Genomic DNA, 20280 nt, shown 5'->3' on the forward strand with positions numbered 1-20280 from the left:
GATCACCGCCACATGAGCGCTGACGCGCCAATTCGCTGGACCCCGCGTCAGGTCATGCGTGTCGGATCCTTCCGGCTGTTGCTCGTCGTGAGCTTCCTCGACGTCTGCGCCGACGCCATGTGGCTGGTCACGCTCGGCTGGGTCGCCGCGTCCGCGCCCAACAGTTTCGTCACCGGCCTGATCCTCGCCGCCGCGGCGATCCCGCAGCTGGCGTTCGTGCTGATCGGCGGGCTGCACACCGACAAGTACGGCGCAGGCACCATCGCCCGGCGCACCACCCCGATCCGGCTCGCGCTCTTCCTGCTCTGGGCCGGGGTCGCGGTGGTCACGCTCGGCCCGTCGCGGCTGGTCGGCGTGCTCGTCGTCTCGCTGCTGATCGGTGCGGTCGCCGGCTTCCACGACTCGGCGATGGAGACCTACCCGACCGAGTTCCTGGTGCCCAAGGCACGCGGCACCGCGGTCACGGTCGAGCGGATCGTGCTGCGCGCGGCGCAGGCGGCCGGCGGTTTCCTCGGCGGTCTGCTGCTCGGCAGCGGCGGCGTCTCCGCCCCGGCGCTCGGCGCGGCGGCCCTGCTCGCGGTGGCGCTCTTCACCCTCACCGTGCTGCGCCGGCGGCCGACCATCGTCGAGGAGCCCGAGCCCGACGAGGAGCCGGTCCAGCTCACGGTCCGGGCCGGCGTCGACTTCGTCGTGCGGCACCCGGTGCTGTCCAACACGATCTCGGTGCAGGGCGTGGTCAACCTGGTCACCGGCGGCGCCCTCATCGCACTGCTGCCGATCAAGGCGCAGCGCATGGGGTGGGGCGCGCAGGACTACGGCTCCGCCTTCGGCGCCTACGGGCTCGGCATCACCGTCGGCACGGTCATCTCGCTCACGCTCACCGGCCTCACGACCCGGGCCCGCACCCTCCTCGGGGTCGCGATGTCGGTGGTCGCCTGCCTCGCCGTGGTGATCATCGGCCTCGCGGACACCCCCGGCGTCGCGACGGCCGCGGTCTTCCTGATGGGCCTGGCGCTCGGGCCGGTCGGGCCGATGCTCACCGGCTACGCCCGGGAGAAGACACCGACCCAGCTCGTCGGCCGCGTCATGGCGATCCTCGGGCTGGTGACCGCCGGCCTGGAGCCGATCGGGTCACTGCTCGCCGGTGTGCTCGCCGGCGTGTTCACCGTCGACCAGGCGGCGCTCGGCCTCGGCGGGGTCGGCGCGGTGGCCTGTGCGGTCGGGGCGCTGCGGCTGCTGCCGCTGCGGGACTACTAGCCCCGGTGTCCCGGCGGCCGGTCAGCGCGGGGTGAGCTCGACGATCGGGATCGTGCGGTCGGTCCGGCGCTGATAGGCGGTGTAGCGGTCGGCGTTGACCTTGTTGACGATGTCCCACCGGCGGGCGTAGTCGGGGTCGTCGGGCAGGGTCGCGCGGGCGTGCACCGGGATCCGCCGGCGGCCGACCTGCAGCTCGACCTCGGGGTCGGCCTTGAGGTTGGCGAGCCAGCCGGGAGCCCTGCGGGATCCGCCGTTGGAGGCGACCACCAGGTATGCCGCGCCGTCACGCCCATACGTGAGCGCGTTGGTGCGGGCCTTGCCGGTCTTGGCGCCGGTGGTGCGCAGCAGCAGCGTCGGGTTGCCGAAGAGCAGCTTGTGGCCGAGGGCGCCCCCGGACTTCTCGTAGATCCACTGGTGTGCCTGCAGCACCTTGCGGCCGATCTGCTCCACGCGCGAAGAAGCCATGACCGCACCGTAGGTGCCAACTACATCTGTAGCAAGGGGTCCGGTAGCAGCGGACGTTCCCCACCGTCAGGTGCTGACCAGTGCGCTCCGCGCCAGAGCGCATCGGTCACCGTGTGCAGCACGCCCTCGACATCGAGCCCGCAGGCGCGCAGCAGCTCGTCGCGCTCGCCGACCGGGAGGAAGTCCACCGGCAGCCCGAGTGGTATGACGCGAGTCCCGAGCCCGGCACGGTGTGCGGCGACCGACAGCGCCGCACCGAGCCCGCCGCCGATCGCGTTGTCCTCCAGGGTGATCACCAGGTCGTGCTCGGACACCAGGCTCATCAGGTCGGCGGTGATCGGGTGGGTCCAGCGCGGATCGACGACGGTCGCCGGGACGCCGAGCTCTGCCAGGCGCGCCGCGGCGGCGACCGCGACGGTCGCCATCGGGCCACTGGAGACGAGCAGCACCTGGGAGTGCAACCGCCGCGGGGTGAGGACGTCCAGCGACCCGACCCGGCTGTGCAACGGGACGGGCGCCGGGGCCGACCCCTTCGGGTAACGCAGCACGGTCGGCCCGGACTCGTGCGCGAGTGCCTCGCGCAGCAGCTCGCGCAGGCGCACCGCGTCGCGCGGTGCGGCGAGCCGCAGACCGGGCACGCCCTGCAGCAGGCTGACGTCCCACATGCCGTGGTGGGACGGGCCGTCCGGCCCCGTGACTCCGGCCCGGTCCAGCACGAAAGTCACTGGCAGCCGGTGCAATCCGACGTCCATCAGCACCTGGTCGAACGCGCGGCCGAGGAAGGTCGAGTAGACCGCGACCACCGGGTGCAGGCCGACGCTCGCCAGTCCGGCGGCGCAGGTGACCGCGTGCTGCTCGGCGATGCCGACATCGACCAGCCGGTGCGGAAAGCGGTCGCCGAACGCGCCGAGGCCGGCGGGCAGGCGCATGGCCGCGGTGAGCGCCACGACATCGGCACGCTCCTCGCCGATCGCGACGAGCTCGTCGCCGAAGACGTCGGTCCAGGCCTGCTTCGGGGCAGGAGGTGGATCACCAGTAACCGCAGTCGGTTTCGGCGCCGGGCTGACCGTGTGCATGCGGTCGGCCGGGTCCTGCTCGGCGGGTGCATAGCCGTTGCCCTTGCTGGTCACGACGTGCACCACGACCGGCCCGTGAGCGTCGTGTGCCCTGCGGAGGGCGGTGTCCAGCGCCCTCAGGTCGTGACCGTCCACCGGCCCGACGTAGCCGAAACCGAGGATTCGCAACAGATTCGGGGCACTGCCGTCCGCGTCGCCGGCTGTGTTGCCATCCGTGCTGTGGTCCGTGTTGCCGGCCGCGTCCTGACGCAGGGCGGTCAGGTGGGCGTGCAGCGCGCCGACGGTCTCGTCATACGACCGGCCGTTGTCGTTGAGGACGATCACGACCCGCCGGCGCGCGGCACCGATATTGTTGAGCGCCTCCCACGCCATGCCGCCGGTGAGTGCGCCGTCGCCGACGACCGCCACCGTGTGCCGGCGCTGACCGGTCAGCTCCAGCCCGCGGGCGAGACCGTCGGCATAGGACAAAGCCGTTGAGGCGTGGGAGTTTTCGACCAGATCGTGGGGGCTCTCCGCCCGGCACGGGTAGCCGGACAGGCCGCCTGCCGTGCGCAGCGTCCCGAGCCGGTCGGCGCGCCCTGTGAGCATCTTGTGGACGTAGCTCTGGTGGCCGGTGTCCCAGACGATGCGGTCGCGCGGGGCGTCGAACACCCGGTGCAGGGCGATCGTGAGCTCGACGACTCCGAGGTTGGGGCCGAGGTGGCCGCCGGTGCGGGAGACCACGTCGATGAGGCGCCGCCGGATCTGGGCCGCGAGCTCGGGCAGTGCCGCCGGTGGGAGCGCCTTGACGTCGGCCGGACCCGCGATCCGGCCGAGCAGATCCGGCGCCGACATCAGGCCACCGCCGCCCGGATGGTCTGTTTCAGCGAATCCATCGTCGCCAGAACGGCGGTCGGCTCGTAACCGCAGTGCGCCATACAGTTGGCGCAGCGGTCGTCCTTGCCCCGGCCGAAGGCCTCCCAGTCGGTGTCCTCGATCAGCTCCTGGTAGGTCGACACGTAGCCGTCGTCGAGCAGATAGCAGGGTCGCTGCCACCCCTTGAGGCTGTATGACGGGATCGCCCACGGCGTGCACTCGTAGTCGACCTTGCCCTCGAGGAAGTCGAGGAACAGCGGCGAGTGGTTGAGCCGCCACTTGGCCCGGCGGCCGTCGCCGAACGCCTTCGCAAAGAGAGCGCGGGTCTCCTCGACGCCGAGGAAGCCCTTCTGGTCGGGCGCCTTCCAATAGGCGTAACCGGGGGCGATCTGCATGTTGTCGACCTTGATCTCGTCGTTGAGGTAGTCGAGCACGTCGATCACATCCTGCGGCGAATCACTGTTGAACACAGTGGTGTTCGTCATCACCCGGAAGCCGCGCGACTGCACCAGCTTGATCGCGTCGATCGCGGCCTCGAAGCCGCCCTCCTTGCTGACCGACGCGTCGTGGCGTTCCTTCATCCCGTCGACGTGCACCATCCAGGCGAAGTTGCGGTGCGGGGTGAACTTGTCGATGTGCCGGGCCATCAGCAACGCATTGGTGCACAGGAAGACGATCTTCTTGCGGTGCAGCAACTCCCGCACGATCTCGTGGATCTGCGGGTGCATCAACGGTTCCCCGCCGGCGATCGAGACCATCGGCGCACCGCACTCCTCGATCGCGGCGACCGCCTGCTCGACCGGCATGCGCTGCTTGAGCATGGCGGCCGGCTCCTGGATCTTGCCGCAGCCGGTGCACTTGAGGTTGCACGCGAAGAGCGGTTCGAGCTCCACCAGCAACGGGAACTTGTCGCGCCGGGCGATCTTCTGCTTCACGAGGTACTGACCGAGCCGAAGGGACTGGCGAAGTGGCATGTGCGGCATGGGATCTCTACACGACCTCTCGGGGCAGGGTGAATTGCACGGTCTCGGTGACGCCGCCGTGGCGGGTCACCTCGATGTCGCCGAAGGCGGACAGTGCGGCGATGAGCTCGTCGACCAGCGTGGGGGGAGCGGATGCGCCCGCGCTGACGCCGATGCGGTGGACGCCGGTGAGCCACTCCAGGCGCAGGTCCGACGCGTCCTCGATCAGGTGGGCGTCGGTGCCGGCGGCGCGGGCGACTTCGACCAGGCGCATGGAGTTGGACGAGTTGGCCGAACCGACCACCAGCACGAGGTCGGTGTCGGCCGCGACCTGCCGGACCGCGTGCTGGCGGTTGCTCGTGGCATAGCAGATGTCGTCGCGGCGCGGCGCCTGCAGAGCGGGGAAACGACCGCGCAGGACAGTCGCGATCTCGTCGGCCTCCTCGACCGAGAGGGTGGTCTGCATGACGTAGGACACCCGCTCCGGATGGGCGACCTGCACGGACCGGGCATCGGCGACCGACCCGACGACCTCCACGTGATCGGGCGCCTCGCCCCGAGTGCCGACCACCTCCTCGTGATCGGCGTGGCCGATCAGGAAGACGGTGCGGCCGCTCCCGCTGAACCGGCGCACCTCCTGGTGCACCTTGGCTACCAGCGGGCAGGTCGCGTCGATCACGTGCAGCCGCCGCTCGATCGCCTGCCGCCGCACGGACGGCGCCACCCCGTGCGCGGCCAGCACGGCGGTCGCACCCTCGGGCACCTCGTCGAGCTCCTGCACGAAGACGGCGCCGCGCCGCTCCAGGTCGGCGACCACGTGGGTGTTGTGCACGATCTGCCGCCGCACGTAGACCGGCGCACCGTGCCGCTCCAGCGCGCGCTCGACGATCTCGATGGCCCGCTCCACACCGGCGCAGAACGACTGCGGCTCCGCACGCACGACCGTGCGCGGGCCACACGCGTCCAGCCACTGCTGCAGCACGGGCGCCGCGCGGCGCAGCGAGCGCAGCGCGGCGACCCCGCGCCGCAGCGTGCCGGGGTGCAGCAACGGATCATCGGCGGTGTCGACGACCGCTCGGACGATCGCGAGCTGCTGAGGGTCCAACTTCGTTGCCAGGTATGCCGATTCGGTGTCGACCGCCAAGCCGCCCCGGGCGGCGAGGGCGTCGCGCTCGGCGCCGGTCACGACGTGGTCGGCGCTCTCGACCGTGCCGACGTGCACCGTCAGCCCGGCCGCACGCAGGGCCGCCGCGAGCGGGCCGGCGGACGGCAGCCGGATCTCGGTGTCGTGGCAGCGAATGCGGTCGGCGACGACCAGGTCGCCCGGATGCACGGCCGGATCGAGACCGCCGGCGACACCCGCGACCACGGTCGGCAGGCCGGTCCGAGGCGGCGCACCGTCCGGCCCTCGCCCCGAGACGTGCACCGGGTCGCGCATCCCGCGCGCGACCGCGGCACGCTCGATGCGCAGCGGGGTGAGGAGCTGGGCCTGCGTCATACCAGCTCCAGGGTGGGGCGGTCGCCCCGCTCGCCACCGCGCAGCGCCGTCACCGCGCGACCCAGCGCCCAGATCGGGAAGATCTGCCGGTAGAGGTGGTAGGCGATGTAGAAGTCGCGGGGGAAGCCGGTGCCGGTGAACATCGCTTCGTCCCAACCGCCGTCCGGGCGTTGGGTTTTCGCGAGGTAGTCGATGCCGCGGGTCAGTGGTGGGCCGAGCTCACCGGCGGCGACGAGCGCCAGCAGCGACCAGGCGGTTTGGGAGGGGGTCGACTCCCCGCGACCGATCCACGCCGGGTCGGCGTAGGACCGCACGTCCTCGCCCCAGCCGCCGTCGTCGTTCTGGTGGGCGACCACCCAGCGCCGGGCCGCGCGGATCGCCGGGTCGGTCACGGGCACCCCCGCTGCGACGAGTGCGGGCACGACCGCGCCGGTGCCGTAGAGGTGGTTCGCGCCCCAGCGCCCGAACCAGGAGCCGTCGGCCTCCTGGTGGTCCAGCAGCCACCGCACGCCGCGCTTGCAGCGGGCGCCGCCCTGGCGGCCGACGGCCGCGAGCATCTCCACGACGTGGGCGGTGACGTCCGCGGAGGGCGGGTCGGTGACCGCGCCGAAGTCGCAGAACGGAAGCTTGCCAGGCAGTTTCGCGGTGCCGTCGGCGTCGAAGGCACCCCAGCCGCCGTCCTTGGACTGCATGCCGGCGGTCCACGCGATGCCGCGGGAGACGGCCCGGTCCACGAGCGGCTGGCGGTGGGAGATGACGCGGTTGAGCGCCATCACGATCACCGCGCTGTCGTCGGTGTCGGGGTAGTTGTCGTTGGCATACTCGAAGGCCCAGCCTCCGGGGGGCAGCGAGGGTCGGCGCACGGCCCAGTCGCCGGGGGTGGTGATCTGCTCGCCGACGAGCCAGTCGGCGGCCTTGCGGATCGCCTCGTCGCGCGGGTCGACCCCGGCGTCGAGGAAGGCGTTCAGCGTGAGCGCGGTGTCCCACACCGGCGACTGGCAGGCCTCGAAGCGGCGCACGCGGCCGTCGGCGGTGTCCTCGGTGATGACGAAACCTTCGAGGCCGTCGATCGCGGTCTTGAGCACCGGGTGGTCGAGCGGGTAGCCGAGTGCGTGGAGCGCGAGCACCGAGTAGATCCAGGGTGGTTGGATTCCGCCCCAGCAGCCGTCGGCCTCCTGCCGGGCGAGGATCCACTCGGCGGCCAGCCGGAGCGAGGCCCGGCGCAGCGGCCCGACCGGGTGCTTGCCGTAGGCGTGCAGCGCGGTGTCGAGCCGCTGGAAGACACCGGCGATCCCGCCGGCGGGCTCCGCCTCCCGTCGCGTCGCGCCGGTGCGCAGCTCGTCGAGGTTCCACGGCATCCGCCGCGTCGGGCGGAGCGTGCCGATCACCGTCAGCGGCACGATCGTCTGACGGGCCCAGCAACCCCAGTCATAGATGTTGAGTGGCACCCGCTTGCCGAGGAGCATCAGCTCCGGCGGCAGGTTGGGCAGGTCGCGCCAGTCCCACCAGCCGAACATCGCGCACCAGATGCGCGTGAAGACGCGGGTGCGCTCCAATCCGCCTGCGGCGAGGATGAATTCGCGGGCTGCGACCATGTGTTCCGCGGTCGGCTTGTCACCGGCGAGCCGCAGCGCGATCCAGGCCTCCACGGTCGTCGACAGTTCGCCCGGACCGCCGTAGTAGATGCCCCACGTGCCGTCCGCCCGCTGCTGGCTGCGGATCCAGCGGGCGGTCTGCTCACGCGTCTCGGCGGTGTCGATGCCGAGCAGCGTCCGGAACATCAGGTCCTCGGCGTCCATCGTGACGTTCGTCTCCAGCTCACCCTTCCAAGCGCCGGAGGGCAGCTGGAGCCCGCGCAGATAGGCGATCGCCCGGTCGGCTGTGGTGCGCGCACGGCCGGCCGCGGTGTCCTCGGATGCGGTTGTGCCGACGAGTGTTTCGGTCATCTGCGTCAGAGCTCCCGTCCGGCGACGTAGTGCGCCACCTCGGTCAGGCCGGCCACCGCGGCCGGGTCGAGTCGTGCGTCGTGCAGCGACCCGAGGGCCGCGTCGATCTCGGCGGCGGCGGCCCGGCGGCACCAGTCGCGGGCACCGAGGTCGTCGAGCTGCCGCGCGGCGTCCGCGATCGTGGCGTCGTCCGTCGGCCCGGTCGCGAGCCAGTCGCGTAGCCGCCCGGATCCGGGTTGTTCCAGCGCCCAGCTGACCGGCAGCGACCGCTTCTTCGCGCGCAGGTCGGAGTGGTTGGACTTGCCGGTCACCTGCGGGTCTCCCCAGCTGCCGAGCAGGTCGTCGACCAGCTGGAAGGCCGCACCGACGTGCCGGCCGTATGACGTCAGCGCCGCCCGCTGCTCCTGCGGCGCCCCGGCGAGGACGGCCGGGATGGCCGCGCTGCAGGCGAGCAGCACGCCCGTCTTCGCGGCCGCCATCGCGCGACACTCGGACAGCGAAACGTGCTCGCGCGCCTCGAATTCCATGTCGAGCACCTGCCCGTGGATGAGCTCCCGGGTGGTGCCAGCGAGCAGGTGCGCCGCGGCTGCCGCGTGCGGGCTCGGGTCGTCGAGCAGGGTCTCGAAGGCGAGCGTCTGCATGGCGTCGCCGGCGAGGATCGCGGTCGCGTCGTCCCAGACCGCCCACACCGTCGGCCGGTGCCGGCGGGTGCGGTCGCGGTCCATGATGTCGTCGTGCACCAACGAGAAGTTGTGCACCAGTTCGACGGCGACCGCCGCGCCGACGACCTGCGCCGGATCGACGCCGACCGCCTGCGCGCCGAGCAGCACCAGGGTGGGACGCAAACCCTTGCCGCCGTCGTGGGCGACGGGATTGCCTGCGGTGTCGACAAATCCGAGGTGGTAGGCGACGACGAGACGCTCCTGCCCGTCCAGGCTGTCGACCGCCTTGTGGAGTGCAGGGGTGAGGAGAGTGCGGGTCTGCTCGAGGACGGTGCGGAGCTCGGTCACGTCTGCCTCCGATCGGCTGGTGCCGCCCAGCCGTGCCGTTGACGCCGCGGGCGACGCCGCGGACCGGCCTGCGGCGAGCAGCGCCTCCGCCGCCGAATTGCCGCTGCGCACAGCACCTTCCATGGTTGCGGGCCACCCTGTGGCGGTCCATGCGCCGGCGAGGAAGACCCGCGGCGCGGCTGACTGCGCGGTCTGGCGGAGCCGGCTGCTGCCGGGCGCCTGCCGGAAGGTCGCCTCGGGTTCGCGGGTGACGAAGAAGTCGAGCACGGTCGCATCCGCGAGGGGCGGCAGCAGCGCGCGCAGGTGCGGCATCGCCCAGTCGCGCAGCTGGGCGTTGCTGCGGCCGACGAACGCGTCGGCCGCGGAGAGCGACACTGCGAGGTATTGGCCCTCGGTGAGCCCGGACTGCGTGGTGCGATCGAACACCCACTGCAGCGGACTGTCCACTGCCGCAACGAAGTCGGTGGCGAGCACGGGCCGGTCGAGCACGAGGTGCAGATTGACGATCGGTGAGACGCCGAGCCGGTCGGCGACATCGGCAGGCAGGCCGAGCACGGCCGGGTCGACACATCGCTGCAGCGCGGTCGGAGGCACGGCCAGCACGACGTGGTCGAAATCCTCTGGCCCGTCGGCGGTTTCGAGGGTCACCCGGTCATCGGTGGTCGACAGAGCGGTCACCTTGCTGCGGGCCCGGACGAACACCCCGGCGTCGTCCAGCGCGCGCACCGCGGCGTCACCGTGCAGGTGCTGCAGGGGCACCGACGCCCAGCCGAGGTCGGCGGCGGACTTGTCGGCGAGCATGCCGACCTGGAAGACCGTCGCGGCCAGCGCCAGCGAGCTGTCGTCGGCGTCGGCATTGAGCGTCGCCTTGCCGATCAGCTCCCACAGGGTCTCGATCGCGCGCGCACTCACCCCGTGCCGCCGGAGCCAGACCCCGAAGGACTGGTCGTCGACGGCCTGCGCGGTGCGGTCCAGGCGACCGATCGCGACCGCGACGGCACCGACCAATGCGCGCTGACTCCAGGGCATCCACCGGTGCCGCAGCAGGGCACCCGACAGTTGCAGCGGGGCCGGAAGACCGCTCCGCCGCAGGCGGGTTGCCGTCGTCGTCGCCTCACTGGCGACCGGCACGTCGAGCCGGTCCTGCAGCGTCGTCAGGTGGCGCACACCGAGCCGGTCGAGCAGCGCCAGGTAGGCGGTGCAGCAGCGCATGAAGACGTGCTGCCCGTTGTCCACCCACAGCCCGTCGCGCTGGAAGGAGTGGGTGAGGCCGCCGAGCCGCGCCCGGCTCTCGAGCAGCGTCACCTCGAGCCCCGCGTCGGCGAGCCGCAGCGCCGCCGCGATGCCGGCGAGTCCACCTCCGACGACGCAGACCGATCCCGGGCGCGCCGTCATACCGGCAACACCGCCCGGCCGAGCGCGGTCAACGCCACGCGACCCTTCTCCAGCGCCGGCAGGGAGAGGCGCCGGTCGTAGACCTGGGTCGGGTTGGCCCGGATGCGGACCAGCAGGTGGTGGTAGATGCCGGCCATGGCCGCGCAGCAGGCGGAGCTGCGCTGGTCGAGCTCGGGCACCAGCCGCAGGCCGAGTTCATACCAGTGCTCGGCGCGGGCGGCGGCGAACTCGATGTATGACGCGAGCCGCGCGTCCGGGTCGTCCAGCGCGCCCTGCGCGTCCAGCTGCAGCCGCACGCCGCGCTCGGCGAGCTCCGCGGTGGGCAGGTAGACGCGCCCGAGCAGCAGGTCCTCCCGGATGTCGCGCAGGATGTTGGTCTGCTGCAGCGCGATGCCGAGCTGGTCGGCGTAGAGGGGTGCGCGCGGATCCGTGCCGGTGCCGAAGATCGACAGGCAGAGGCGGCCGATCGACCCGGCGACGCAGCGGCAGTAGACCCGCAGGTCGTCGAAGGTCTCGTACGTCGCGCCCGACAGGTCCATCTCGACGCCGTCGATCAACTCCTCGAACGCCTCCAGCGGCACCGGGTAGCGCCGTGCGGTGTCGGCCACCGCGACGAGCACCGGGTCGGCGGAGGCGTCGATGTCGGACAGCTGCTTGCGGACCGCGGCCAGGGCGGCGGTCTTCTGGGCCAGTGGCGCATCGTCGTCGCCGATGTCGTCGATGCGGCGGGCCAGCGCGTAGAGCGCGCACAGCCCCTTGCGCTTGGCCGGTGGCAGCAACCGGATGCCGTAGTAGAAGTTGCGCGCCTCGGTGCGGGTGATCCCCTCCGCGTGGGCGTATGCCTGCGCGATCGTCATCGTCGCCCCCGTGATCGCAGCAACAGGCGAATCCCTTGTCGTAGCTGGTGGATTCGGCGTGGTCGCACGGGTTCGCCGGTGACGTCCCCTCCGGCGCGCTCCAGCGCGTCGGCGGTGGCAAGTCCGCCGGCGACGTAACCGGCGACGGCGACGCGGCCCCATCCCCGCAGCTCACCGATCAGCACCGGCCCGTCCTCGAGCAGGGTGCGGGATCGCTGAACTTGTTGCAGCACAACGTGTTTCAGCGCATCGTGGGTGTGAGGAGAGAGGAGATCGTCCGGATCGACCCCGGCGGCCAGCAGGTCGTCCTGAGGCAGGTAGATGCGGCCCGCGGCGTGGTCCTCGACCACGTCCTGACAGTGCTCCAGCACCTGCAGAGCGGCACAAACGTTGTCGGAGAGGCGAATGCGGGAGTCCGTCGACTGCCCGAAGACGGCGAGCACGAGCCGTCCGATCGGATGTGCCGAGTAGGAGCAGTAGTCCAGGAGCGCCGCGAAATCGGCATACCGCGCAACCTGCTGGTCGATCAGGTTTGCCTCGATCAGGTCGTCGAACGGCGCCACTCCCACTCCCACTCGTATGACGGGAGTCGCGCGCCGCAGCACCTCCTCGTGCGGGACGGCACCGTCCCGCAGCCGGTGCAGGTCGGCCCGGAAGGCGAGCAGTGCGGCGACGCGGTCGCCCGCCGCGGCGTCGCCCAACTGGTCGATGTGGCGGGCGACGTCGTAGCTGCGCAGCAGGGCGTCCCGGTGGCGCGCGGGCAGGATGCGCAGCGCGACCGGGAAGTTCTCGGTCGTGGCGTCCGGTGCGGCGGTGTCATCGCTGGCGACGGCGACCGTCGGGGGAGGGGGACCCGACATGACACCACAGTCTGCTCTTCCGGAGGATTCCTCCGGTAGTCCTGAAGGTGTGATGTTCACCCCCCGGAATTGTCACCGAGTGATAGACCTAAGGGTGATGACATCGGGGAAGCACGGAGTGTAAGGCGCGTCATGGCCGAACGAGCCCGGCTGCGCGTCGCCGACGAGCCAGACGTCCAATCGCAAGCATTGGAGCGGTTACTCACCGACCAGTTCAGTGCGATCATGCTGGACGTCTCGGCCGAGCTCGACATTGTCTGGCCGGCGTGCCTGGCATTTGCGGCCGAGCACGGGACCCAGCTGAGCAGTGCCGCCGATCAGGTGATCCCGCGGCTAGTCGGCACGATCGGCGATCACGCACTCGAGCACACCGCGGCCGCTCCGGAGCTGGACCCGCTGCTGGTCGCGATGTTCGAACAGCTCGGGCGCACGCAGTTTCAGCAGGGGCGCGACCTGAACGGGTTGCTCACGGCATACCAGTCGGGCGCCCAGGTGGCGTGGGAGCACATTTCGCGGGCCGCGATCGAGGTGCAGCTGGACTCGCGGCGGGTGTCCCGGCTGGCGCAGACGCTCTTCATGCTGACCCACGACATCTCCGCGCGGACGACGGACGGCTACGTGCGCGAGCAGTCCGAGCGCGGCCTGGTGTCGCACCGTGCCCGTGGCGAACTCTCCGGGCTGCTCATGTCGAGCCTGCCGGACCGCAACGGGGTCCTGCTCGCGGCGGACCAGGCGGGCTGGCCGGTGCCGGACGAACTCAGTTTCGTGTTGCTGCGCGACGACGGCGAACCGCCGTTGCGGACCAGTCCGCGTCTCGATCCGGAGTGGCTGGTCGTGCACGTCGACGACATCGTCGGCTGGCTGGTGCCGTGGGTGGCGGGGATCCGGCCGCGACTGGAGCGGGCGCTCGGCGACACCCCGGCCGTGATCGGGCCGCCGGTGCCGATCAACGACGCCCGGCGCAGCATGCGGGTGGCCCGCATCGCCCGCCGGTTGCAGGCGGGTGGGGCGTTGCCGGACCGGTTGATCTTCGTGCCCGATCATCTGGACACGTTGCTGGTGCATCGCAACCCGGAACTCCTTGCCGCCCTGCGGGATCGCGTGCTCGCGCCGCTGGGGCAGGTGCCGGAGGCGAGCCGGGACCGGCTGGTCGAGACGTTGACGTCCTGGCTGCGGCACTTCGGATCGCGGTCCGCGGTCGCGGAGGAGTTGCACATCCATCCGCAGACCGTGCGCTACCGGATGGACCAGGTGCGTCAGGTCTTCGGCGACGCGCTGGATGATCCGGACCAGCGCGAGCAGCTCTTCCTCGCGCTGGTGTGGGGGCCGCCGAGCCGGTAGGTGGTCGTCGCACGAGGTTCACGGTCGGGCGAAGCTGAGCGCGGAGCTGAGCGCGGTCCCACGGCCGTGCGATCACGCGGCGGCGTGGGCGTGGCCGGGCATGCGTCCTGGGGTGAGGTCCCAGGTGACGCCGTCGGGGCGGACCTGTGCCATGAACCCGTGGCGGTGCACGTCCTGGTGATGCCGGCAGCACAGCATGGCGGAGTTGGTGAGGCTGGTGGTGCCGCCGGCCCACCAGGGGGTGACGTGGTGGACCTCGCAGAAACCGGGTGGTCGATCACACCCAGGGAACGTGCACCCGCCATCACGTATGACGACAGCCGCTCGTAAACCCTTGGTCACCAGCCGTTCTCGCCGGCCCACATCCAACGGCTGACTCGGCCCACCCAACACCGCCGGGATCAGGTCCGCGTCGCAGGCGGCCCTTCGGGTGGCTCCGGCGTCGAGCACGTCACCGCCCGGGGTGGTCGCCCCACCGATCCCGTCGGTCAACGACGTCAGGTCCATGGTCAGCAGGATCGTCGCCGCCGATCCGACCGGAGCCACCTCACCGGCGGCAACCTTCGCGCCCGCAGCGACCAGCTCCATCAATGCATCCGCCCGACGTTTGCCCGGGGTCCGTTCATCCCGGACGGTTTCGCCGACGCTGCCGCCGACGCCGACGCCGACGCCGACGCCGACGCTGCCGCCGACGCCGGTGCTGTTGCCGGCCGCCACGGTCGGGTCTCCAGTGCCAGGGTCCTCTACCGCAGTGTCTGAGCCGTTCGTCTTCGCGCCTCTGGCATCGGACCACGCTGGCGCGGCAGCTGGTCGTGGTGCGGACCCGGCCGTGATCGCCGCCTTCAACACCGCGGCGTTGGCGGGCGCGAGCTCCGCGACCAACCGCGTCATCCCAGTGGCAGTGGTACCCCAGGTCAGGGTTTCGACCTGTTCGAGTTTCGCGTCCTGCACGGAGAGCGCTTCGGTGGCGTAGGTGGCGAGGATCTTCCGGGTCAACGCCTGCACACCACGTGCACCCAGCGCAGGGTCCAGTTGCAGGAACCACGCGAGCACTTCACTCCGGTCGGCGGTCGGGATCACCGGCGCCACCTTGTCCGCATTGGCCAGCGCCGCCCGCGCGGTCGACACCGTGCACGAACCCTGCCGGACTGCGGCGGTGATGACCGCGTTCTTCCGCTCCCGGCACGCCTCGGCGACCACCGCGATCGACTTCGCCTCGGCCGGTTCGATCGGCACCCCGGAAGCTTCGGCGTGACGGCATACCCATTGCGTGGTGTTCGCCGCTGTCGAGCTCGCGACCGTCCCACGGTCCACCGCGTCAGCGGTGACCACCGCGGCAACCTGTGCCGACCGCCCATGCAACCGCAACAACACCTGCGTCAGTGACTCCACTTGCCCGTCGCCGAGCTGGTGCACCACCTCCGGCACCTCATCCAGCAACGCGGCAAGCTCTCGCACTCGGTCCAGCACCGCCGGCCCACGACCCGGCTCAACCGGCACCCGAACCGCCTCGGCAGGCAGCTCCGGACACTCCGGCAACGGCACAGCAGAATCGAGAGACATGGCCCGAATCTCCTTCCGCCGCACTGGTTTTCGTCGTGCTATCAGAATACCGCCAATCCCCAATACTGTACAGATGTTCGACACAAATATCTGGGTGTCACTTTGTCTCACGACTCGAAGTGGCCCGCGGGCTCAGCCGACCACGAGCTTGACCGACCACTGCGCTGTCGGGTCGGTCATGCTCACCTCGACAGGGTTGCGGTTGCCGGCCGTGATGGCAGCGAACGTGATCAGACTGGGCCCACCGACACAGCTGAACGTCGACGTGATGTCCGGCTCGCGGGTGGCGGTCATCGATCCCCTCGCGCAGTCATAGACGACGTTGAGGCTGCGGCCGTCGGGCAGGGGGCCCAGCGATTTCGGCCCGGTGCCTGAGGCATCCGCCACGACCGTGCCCGTCACCGGCGCCACGAACGGCGACGCCGAGAAGCTGCCCCCTGGCGCTGTCCTGGTGCTGGTCGCGGCATCCGGAGCAGGCGTCACCGTGGCTGTCGAGCTGGGGCCGCCCGCGGAGGCCGCCGTGTCCGGTCCGCACCCCGTCAGGGCCGCCAGAGCGACCCCTGCCGCGGCGGCGCCGGCCACCTTTCGGATCACCCTCACGTCGCCCAACCTTCCGCTCGCACCGACCATGAAGCCGGACCCCGGCTCGCGAAAGCTACTCCCCGGACGGCCAGAGCCACCGCGCAGTGATGAGACTGTGACACCACGCGCCGTCCCGGCGCCGGCGACTACTGAGCCACCACACCCACCGGCTCCAGCAACCGCGCCTCCAGCCGCTCGACCACCGCACGCGCGTCGAGCACGGCGGCATCGGTGACGACGGTGATCCCGAGGTGGCCGTCCCAACTGAGCGCCCCGACCGTCAGGGGTATGCCGGGAGCCGGCGGCAGGATCGGCAGCACCCGGCCGACCGGCAGGCCCGCCATCGTGAAGGGCCGGTCCGGACCCGGCATATTCGAGACGATCGCCTGAAAATACTTGGGGCCGTAGACGTTTCGGGCGAATGCGCGACGACCCGTCCGGGGCACGGCACGCAGCGCGGACGCCATCACCCAGCGTGACGCGAGCGCCCGCGTCGGGGAGCGCAGGGGCGCGGCCTTGCGGCATACCTCGTCGCGAAGCTCGTCGATCGAGGCGCCCCGGGCAGGGGTGTCGAGCAGCACCGCCGCCGTGAGGTTGCCGTCGTCATCGCCCGAGCCGGGTGCGCGCAGCATCATCGGCACCGACACCCGCAGCCGGCCGCCGCACCGCGACGCCAGTCCGGGGTCGACGCCGGCCACCGCGCTGCCGGTCGCCGCCAGCAACAGCTCGGTCACCTTCATCCCGCGCGACCGCGCGGCGTCCCGCACCGCGTCGAGCGGCACCTCGGCGGTCGCGAACCCGCGCGCGCTGCCGCCCGTCGCGAGCACCGCCGCCGGTCTGCCATCGGTCGCCAGCTGCGCGAGACCGGCCACCACCCCGGCGCCCCGCTGCACGGCACCGGGCCCCTTCCGGTCCGGCACCGGCAGCTCGTAGGGCGGCTCCAGCAGGCAGAGCAGCTTGGCCACCGCACCCACCCCGTCGGCCATGCAGTGGTGCATCACGATGCAGAAACCGGTCCCGCCTCGCACCCCGCGCACCAGCCACGCCCGCCAGAGCGGCCGGTCCTGCGGCAGCTGCGGGGTGGTGAGCCGGCCGACGAGTTCGTCCAGCGCGACCAGCTCCGGCCCGCCGAAGCTCGGCCCGCCGAAGCTCGGCCCGCCGAAGCTCGGCCCGCCGACCTCCGACCCGCCGACCCCCGACCCGCCAACCTCCGACCCGGCCGGCAACTCGACCTCCACCAGATGATGCGACCAGTCGATCGCACCGGCCGGCTCCCAGCGCGCGGCGCCGCGCACACCCGCCAGCCGGTCGGTGAAGTGCGGCAGCTGCGGCAGGTGGCGCTCGAGCAGGCCGCGGATCTCGTCATACGTGGGCGAGCCGGCGATCAGCGCGAGGCCGCCGACGTTCTGCCCGTTGCCCGGCGTCTCGATGTCGAGGAAGAACGCGTCCGCCGTCGGCAGCCGCCCGCTCGACCCGCGCATCAGCCTGGCCGTGGCGCCGACCGCGACGCCGACGACCACGACCGCGCCGGCCGCGTCGAGGACGTAGTGGTTGGCGGTGGCGAGCACGACATACAGGGTCAGCAGCACGTGCACCGCGCTCACCGCCTGCAACCAGCGCCGCTGCGACATCCGCGCGAGCATCACGCTCACCCACAGCGCCCACGCCATGTGCAGTGACGGCATCGCCGCGAGCTGGTTGGCGCCGGCGACCACCGGCGAACCCCACGAGCCGACCGTGCCGCCGCTCGCGACGGTGTCGACGAAGCCGGGCATCATCCGCGGCGGCATCAACGGGTATGCCGCAAACGCCGCGAAGGCCAGCAGATTGAGCAGGACGAAGGAGTTGCGCGCCTGCCGGTAGACCTGCGGCGCCCAGAGGTAGCTGATCACCAGCAGCAGCGCCGCGCTGACCAGGTAGGTCGTCGCGTATTCGTAGTTGGCCGCGGTCATCAGCCCCGGCCGCGCCGCCAGCCAGTCGTTGAGGCCGCGCTCGACGTCGAGATGCAGCCACCGCTCGAGGTCGATCAGCTGCGCGGCGTTGTCCCGCGCCCACGCGGTGCGGCCCGGGCCGCGCAGCGCGTCGACCAGGAGATAGACGGCGAAAAGCGCTGCGCCGACGAGGATTTCGCCGAGCACCGTCGGCCGCTTCGCGTCGGGTATGGCGGCCAACCGCACCCGCGGCAGGTGGAGGTGCCGGCCGTGCGAGTGGGTGGCGCTCACCGTGCCACACCCGCGGGCAGCCTCAGGCGAAGGCGACCGTGAAGCCGGGCACCCGACGCAGCCTGCTCCAGCCCCACGCCGCGCAGACCAGCACCGACAGCACGGTCAGCGACGAGCTGAAGACGCCCCGGGAGAGCACCGCGCTCTGCGCGCCGAGGTGCAGGAAGCCCAGGCTCATGCCGACGTCGATCAGCCGCGACAGCCCCCAGAGCACGCACACCTGGGTGAACATCCGGTGCGCCCGCCGGTCGTGCATCAGGGTCTGCGGCAGCGCGACGAAGTCGCGGGCCAGGTGCTTGGTGATCGGCCGGCCGACGGCGGCGCTGCCGAGGAAGATCAGCGCCATGAAGAGCGAGCCCGCGATCGGCTGCAACAGGTAGACGTAGACGCTGGACAGTGCCAGCGAGACCGTGGTGCGCCCGACGAGCATCAGCACGGCCATCAGCAGCGTGCGCGGCACGCTCTCCCGGCTGCGCGAGCGGACCCCCACGACGAGAGCCGACCAGGCGAGCACCCCGATCAGACCCCAGAACTGCCCGACCGTGGCCATCGCGGCATAGAGGATCAGGGCGGGCACCACGACCGCCTCCAGCAACAGCCGTCCCGCCCGTAACGTCGACGAGCGAAGGAACGCCCGGTCGATCAGCAGGTGATGGGCATGCGGCTCGGCCGCAGCGGTCGCGGGCATATTTCACTATGACACCGCCACCTGTGCTTTTCGGGGGGTTTCACTCCGAGAGAGCGGGGAGTGGGCGAGCCCGCTGATCCCGACACCGACCAGCACCGCCGTCACGCAGACCGCGGCGAGCGCGCCCGCCGTGTGCGGCGGGGTGACGTGGAAGCCGACAATGCCGGCGAGGTAGCTGGCGACCGGGTTGGTGATGCTCATCGCCGCGACCGCCCACGGCAGGGTGCCGCCGGCGAACGCCGCCTGCTCGATCACCAGCCCGCCGGCGGTCGACAGCGCAAGGCAGTAGCCGGGCCAGTCGAGGGCGGTGTGCAGCACGCCGGGACCGAAGAGATCGGCGGTGGTGAGCTTGATGAGCACGGCGCTCGCCGCGAAGCACATGCCCGCGGCGATCGCGAGCAGCAGGCTGGACGTGCGGCCGGAGCGCACCCGCGCGACCGCGACGAGCGCCACGACGCAGGCCGCCATCACGAGGAGCACGAGCGCCGCCTGGTCCCGGTCGGGAGCGCCGCGCAGCGGAGCCGCGCCGCTCACCGACAGCAGCACGATCAGCCCCGCGCAGATGCAGAGCACGTAGCCCCAGTCGCGCCGGGTCGGTCGCATCCGGCTGCCCACCCCGGTCAGCAACAGCGCGAAGAGCACCTGGCTGACCATGACCGGCTGCACGACGGCGACGCTGCCCAGGTGGAGCGCGGCGGCCTGGATGAGGAAGCCGAGATTGTTGATCAGGAAACCCGCCAGCCAGACGCGGCGGCGCACCAGACTGCGCAGGAAGCCGGAGAAGCCGTGCACGGTGCCGAGCGCATGGTCACCCTTGAGCTGCGCGGCCTCGCGCTGCTGGAGCATCGCCGACAGCGCGAAGGCGAAAGCCGCCGCGCACGCCAGCACGAGCACCAGCCAGAGCATCTACTCGGGATCTCCTCCTCGTAGTCTCGTCCGCTCACCCCAACGCCCCGCCATCGCGTTGTATGCCGCAGGCCACGCCGCCCGCAGCACCGGGGCGACCCGCAGCCCCCGCTCGCTGAAGCGCTCCGGCCGGCCGCTCTCGATCAGCGAAACCAGTTGCCGCGCCACGTCGTTCGCCGGCCGGGGCTTCGGTCGCGACCGGGTGTAGGGCGCCCCGCGGGTGGCGAAGAAGCCGGTCTCGACGACCGCCGGCACGAGCGTGCTGACCTCGACGCCGGTGCCGGCCGCCTCCAGCCGGAGCGCGTCGGCGAAGGCGTCCAGCCCCGCCTTGGTCGCGGAGTAGACCGCCTCCCCGGGCACCGCCGTGCGGCCGGCGATGCTGCTGACGAAGGCGACGTGCCCGGCCCCGCGCTGCAGCATCCCGGGCAGGACGGCGCGGGTGAGCAGGACGGGCGCGGTGAGGTTGGTGGCGACCAGGTCGTCGATCGCGGCCTGCGTCATACGGTCGAAGGGGGAATGGTGGCCGATGCCGGCGTTGTTGACGAGCACGTCGATGCGATCGTGAAAGGCGTTGGCCTGCAAGACGATCGACCCGATCGACGGCTCATCCCGCAGATCGCCGGTCACGTGGTCGCAGTCGAGCTGTGCGGCGAGCCGCGCCGCACGCCGAGGGTCGCGCCCGTGCACGATCACCCGTGCCCCGGCTCCGGCGAAGGCAGCGGCGATGGCGGCGCCGAGGCCACCAGTGGCCCCGGTGACGAGTGCGACGCTCCCCGAGAGCTGCATCTCTGCACGAT

16 protein-coding genes are annotated in these 20280 nt (G+C 71.6%); 2 read left to right on the forward strand and 14 right to left on the reverse strand.

The window, feature by feature from the left end; genetic code table 11:
• Nucleotides 1-12: 12 nt before the first annotated feature.
• Nucleotides 13-1257: an MFS transporter gene (locus tag HJ588_RS04080; RefSeq protein ID WP_171152181.1), complete on the forward strand. Its 1245-nt coding sequence runs from the start codon at nucleotides 13-15 to the stop codon at nucleotides 1255-1257.
• 21 nt (nucleotides 1258-1278) lie between these two features.
• Here HJ588_RS04080 and HJ588_RS04085 read toward each other — a convergent pair whose 3' ends face one another.
• The 8 genes from HJ588_RS04085 to HJ588_RS04120 are packed head-to-tail and all read right to left on the reverse strand — an operon-like array spanning nucleotide 1279 to nucleotide 12181.
• Entirely contained in the window at nucleotides 1279-1722 is a 444-nt protein-coding gene (locus HJ588_RS04085) for a nitroreductase family deazaflavin-dependent oxidoreductase (RefSeq protein WP_171152183.1), read from the reverse strand.
• Nucleotides 1723-1742: 20 nt separating this feature from the next.
• Entirely contained in the window at nucleotides 1743-3632 is a 1890-nt protein-coding gene (locus tag HJ588_RS04090; protein WP_171152185.1) for a 1-deoxy-D-xylulose-5-phosphate synthase, read from the reverse strand.
• Nucleotides 3632-4627, reverse strand: coding sequence for an adenosyl-hopene transferase HpnH (hpnH, locus tag HJ588_RS04095; protein ID WP_171152187.1), 996 nt, complete (start codon nucleotides 4625-4627; stop codon nucleotides 3632-3634). The genes HJ588_RS04090 and hpnH overlap by 1 nt, the downstream gene beginning before the upstream one ends.
• 16 nt (nucleotides 4628-4643) lie before the next feature.
• Nucleotides 4644-6113 carry a 4-hydroxy-3-methylbut-2-enyl diphosphate reductase gene (ispH, locus tag HJ588_RS04100; protein WP_171152189.1) on the reverse strand — a complete coding sequence of 490 codons (1470 nt, stop codon included), beginning with the start codon at nucleotides 6111-6113 and terminating at the stop codon, nucleotides 4644-4646.
• Nucleotides 6110-8059 (reverse strand): squalene--hopene cyclase, encoded by a 1950-nt coding sequence (gene shc / locus HJ588_RS04105; RefSeq protein WP_171152191.1) that lies wholly within the window; start codon nucleotides 8057-8059, stop codon nucleotides 6110-6112. The genes ispH and shc overlap by 4 nt, the downstream gene beginning before the upstream one ends.
• Nucleotides 8060-8064: 5 nt before the next feature.
• A complete protein-coding gene (gene hpnE, locus HJ588_RS18940) occupies nucleotides 8065-10464 on the reverse strand; it encodes a hydroxysqualene dehydroxylase HpnE (protein WP_212755276.1) in 2400 nt (799 codons plus the stop codon).
• Nucleotides 10461-11321, reverse strand: coding sequence for a presqualene diphosphate synthase HpnD (gene hpnD, locus HJ588_RS04115; RefSeq protein ID WP_171152195.1), 861 nt, complete (start codon nucleotides 11319-11321; stop codon nucleotides 10461-10463). The genes hpnE and hpnD overlap by 4 nt, the downstream gene beginning before the upstream one ends.
• Nucleotides 11318-12181, reverse strand: a complete 864-nt coding sequence (locus tag HJ588_RS04120; RefSeq protein ID WP_171152197.1) for a squalene/phytoene synthase family protein — start codon at nucleotides 12179-12181, stop codon at nucleotides 11318-11320. The genes hpnD and HJ588_RS04120 overlap by 4 nt, the downstream gene beginning before the upstream one ends.
• A 132-nt stretch (nucleotides 12182-12313) precedes the next feature.
• Between HJ588_RS04120 and HJ588_RS04125 the strand changes: the two genes are divergently transcribed.
• Nucleotides 12314-13522 (forward strand): PucR family transcriptional regulator, encoded by a 1209-nt coding sequence (locus tag HJ588_RS04125; protein WP_171152199.1) that lies wholly within the window; start codon nucleotides 12314-12316, stop codon nucleotides 13520-13522.
• Between the two features lie 72 nt (nucleotides 13523-13594).
• On the opposite strand, the gene HJ588_RS04130 is transcribed toward HJ588_RS04125, so the two are convergent.
• From HJ588_RS04130 to HJ588_RS04155, 6 genes are all read right to left on the reverse strand, one after another.
• Nucleotides 13595-15085: an HNH endonuclease signature motif containing protein gene (locus tag HJ588_RS04130; RefSeq protein ID WP_171152202.1), complete on the reverse strand. Its 1491-nt coding sequence runs from the start codon at nucleotides 15083-15085 to the stop codon at nucleotides 13595-13597.
• 132 nt (nucleotides 15086-15217) lie between these two features.
• Nucleotides 15218-15685: a hypothetical protein gene (locus tag HJ588_RS04135; protein ID WP_171152204.1), complete on the reverse strand. Its 468-nt coding sequence runs from the start codon at nucleotides 15683-15685 to the stop codon at nucleotides 15218-15220.
• A gap of 128 nt (nucleotides 15686-15813) precedes the next feature.
• Nucleotides 15814-17889 (reverse strand): phosphatase PAP2 family protein, encoded by a 2076-nt coding sequence (locus tag HJ588_RS04140; protein ID WP_171152205.1) that lies wholly within the window; start codon nucleotides 17887-17889, stop codon nucleotides 15814-15816.
• A gap of 22 nt (nucleotides 17890-17911) precedes the next feature.
• A complete protein-coding gene (locus tag HJ588_RS04145) occupies nucleotides 17912-18577 on the reverse strand; it encodes a DUF3159 domain-containing protein (protein ID WP_212755277.1) in 666 nt (221 codons plus the stop codon).
• A 6-nt stretch (nucleotides 18578-18583) separates the two neighbouring features.
• On the reverse strand, nucleotides 18584-19483 hold the full coding sequence (locus tag HJ588_RS04150; protein WP_171152206.1) for a DMT family transporter: 900 nt from the start codon (nucleotides 19481-19483) through the stop codon (nucleotides 18584-18586).
• On the reverse strand, nucleotides 19484-20269 hold the full coding sequence (locus HJ588_RS04155; RefSeq protein WP_171152207.1) for an SDR family NAD(P)-dependent oxidoreductase: 786 nt from the start codon (nucleotides 20267-20269) through the stop codon (nucleotides 19484-19486).
• Nucleotides 20270-20280 lie beyond the last annotated feature (11 nt).

The organism is Flexivirga aerilata (genome assembly GCF_013002715.1).
GTDB lineage: Bacteria > Actinomycetota > Actinomycetes > Actinomycetales > Dermatophilaceae > Flexivirga > Flexivirga aerilata.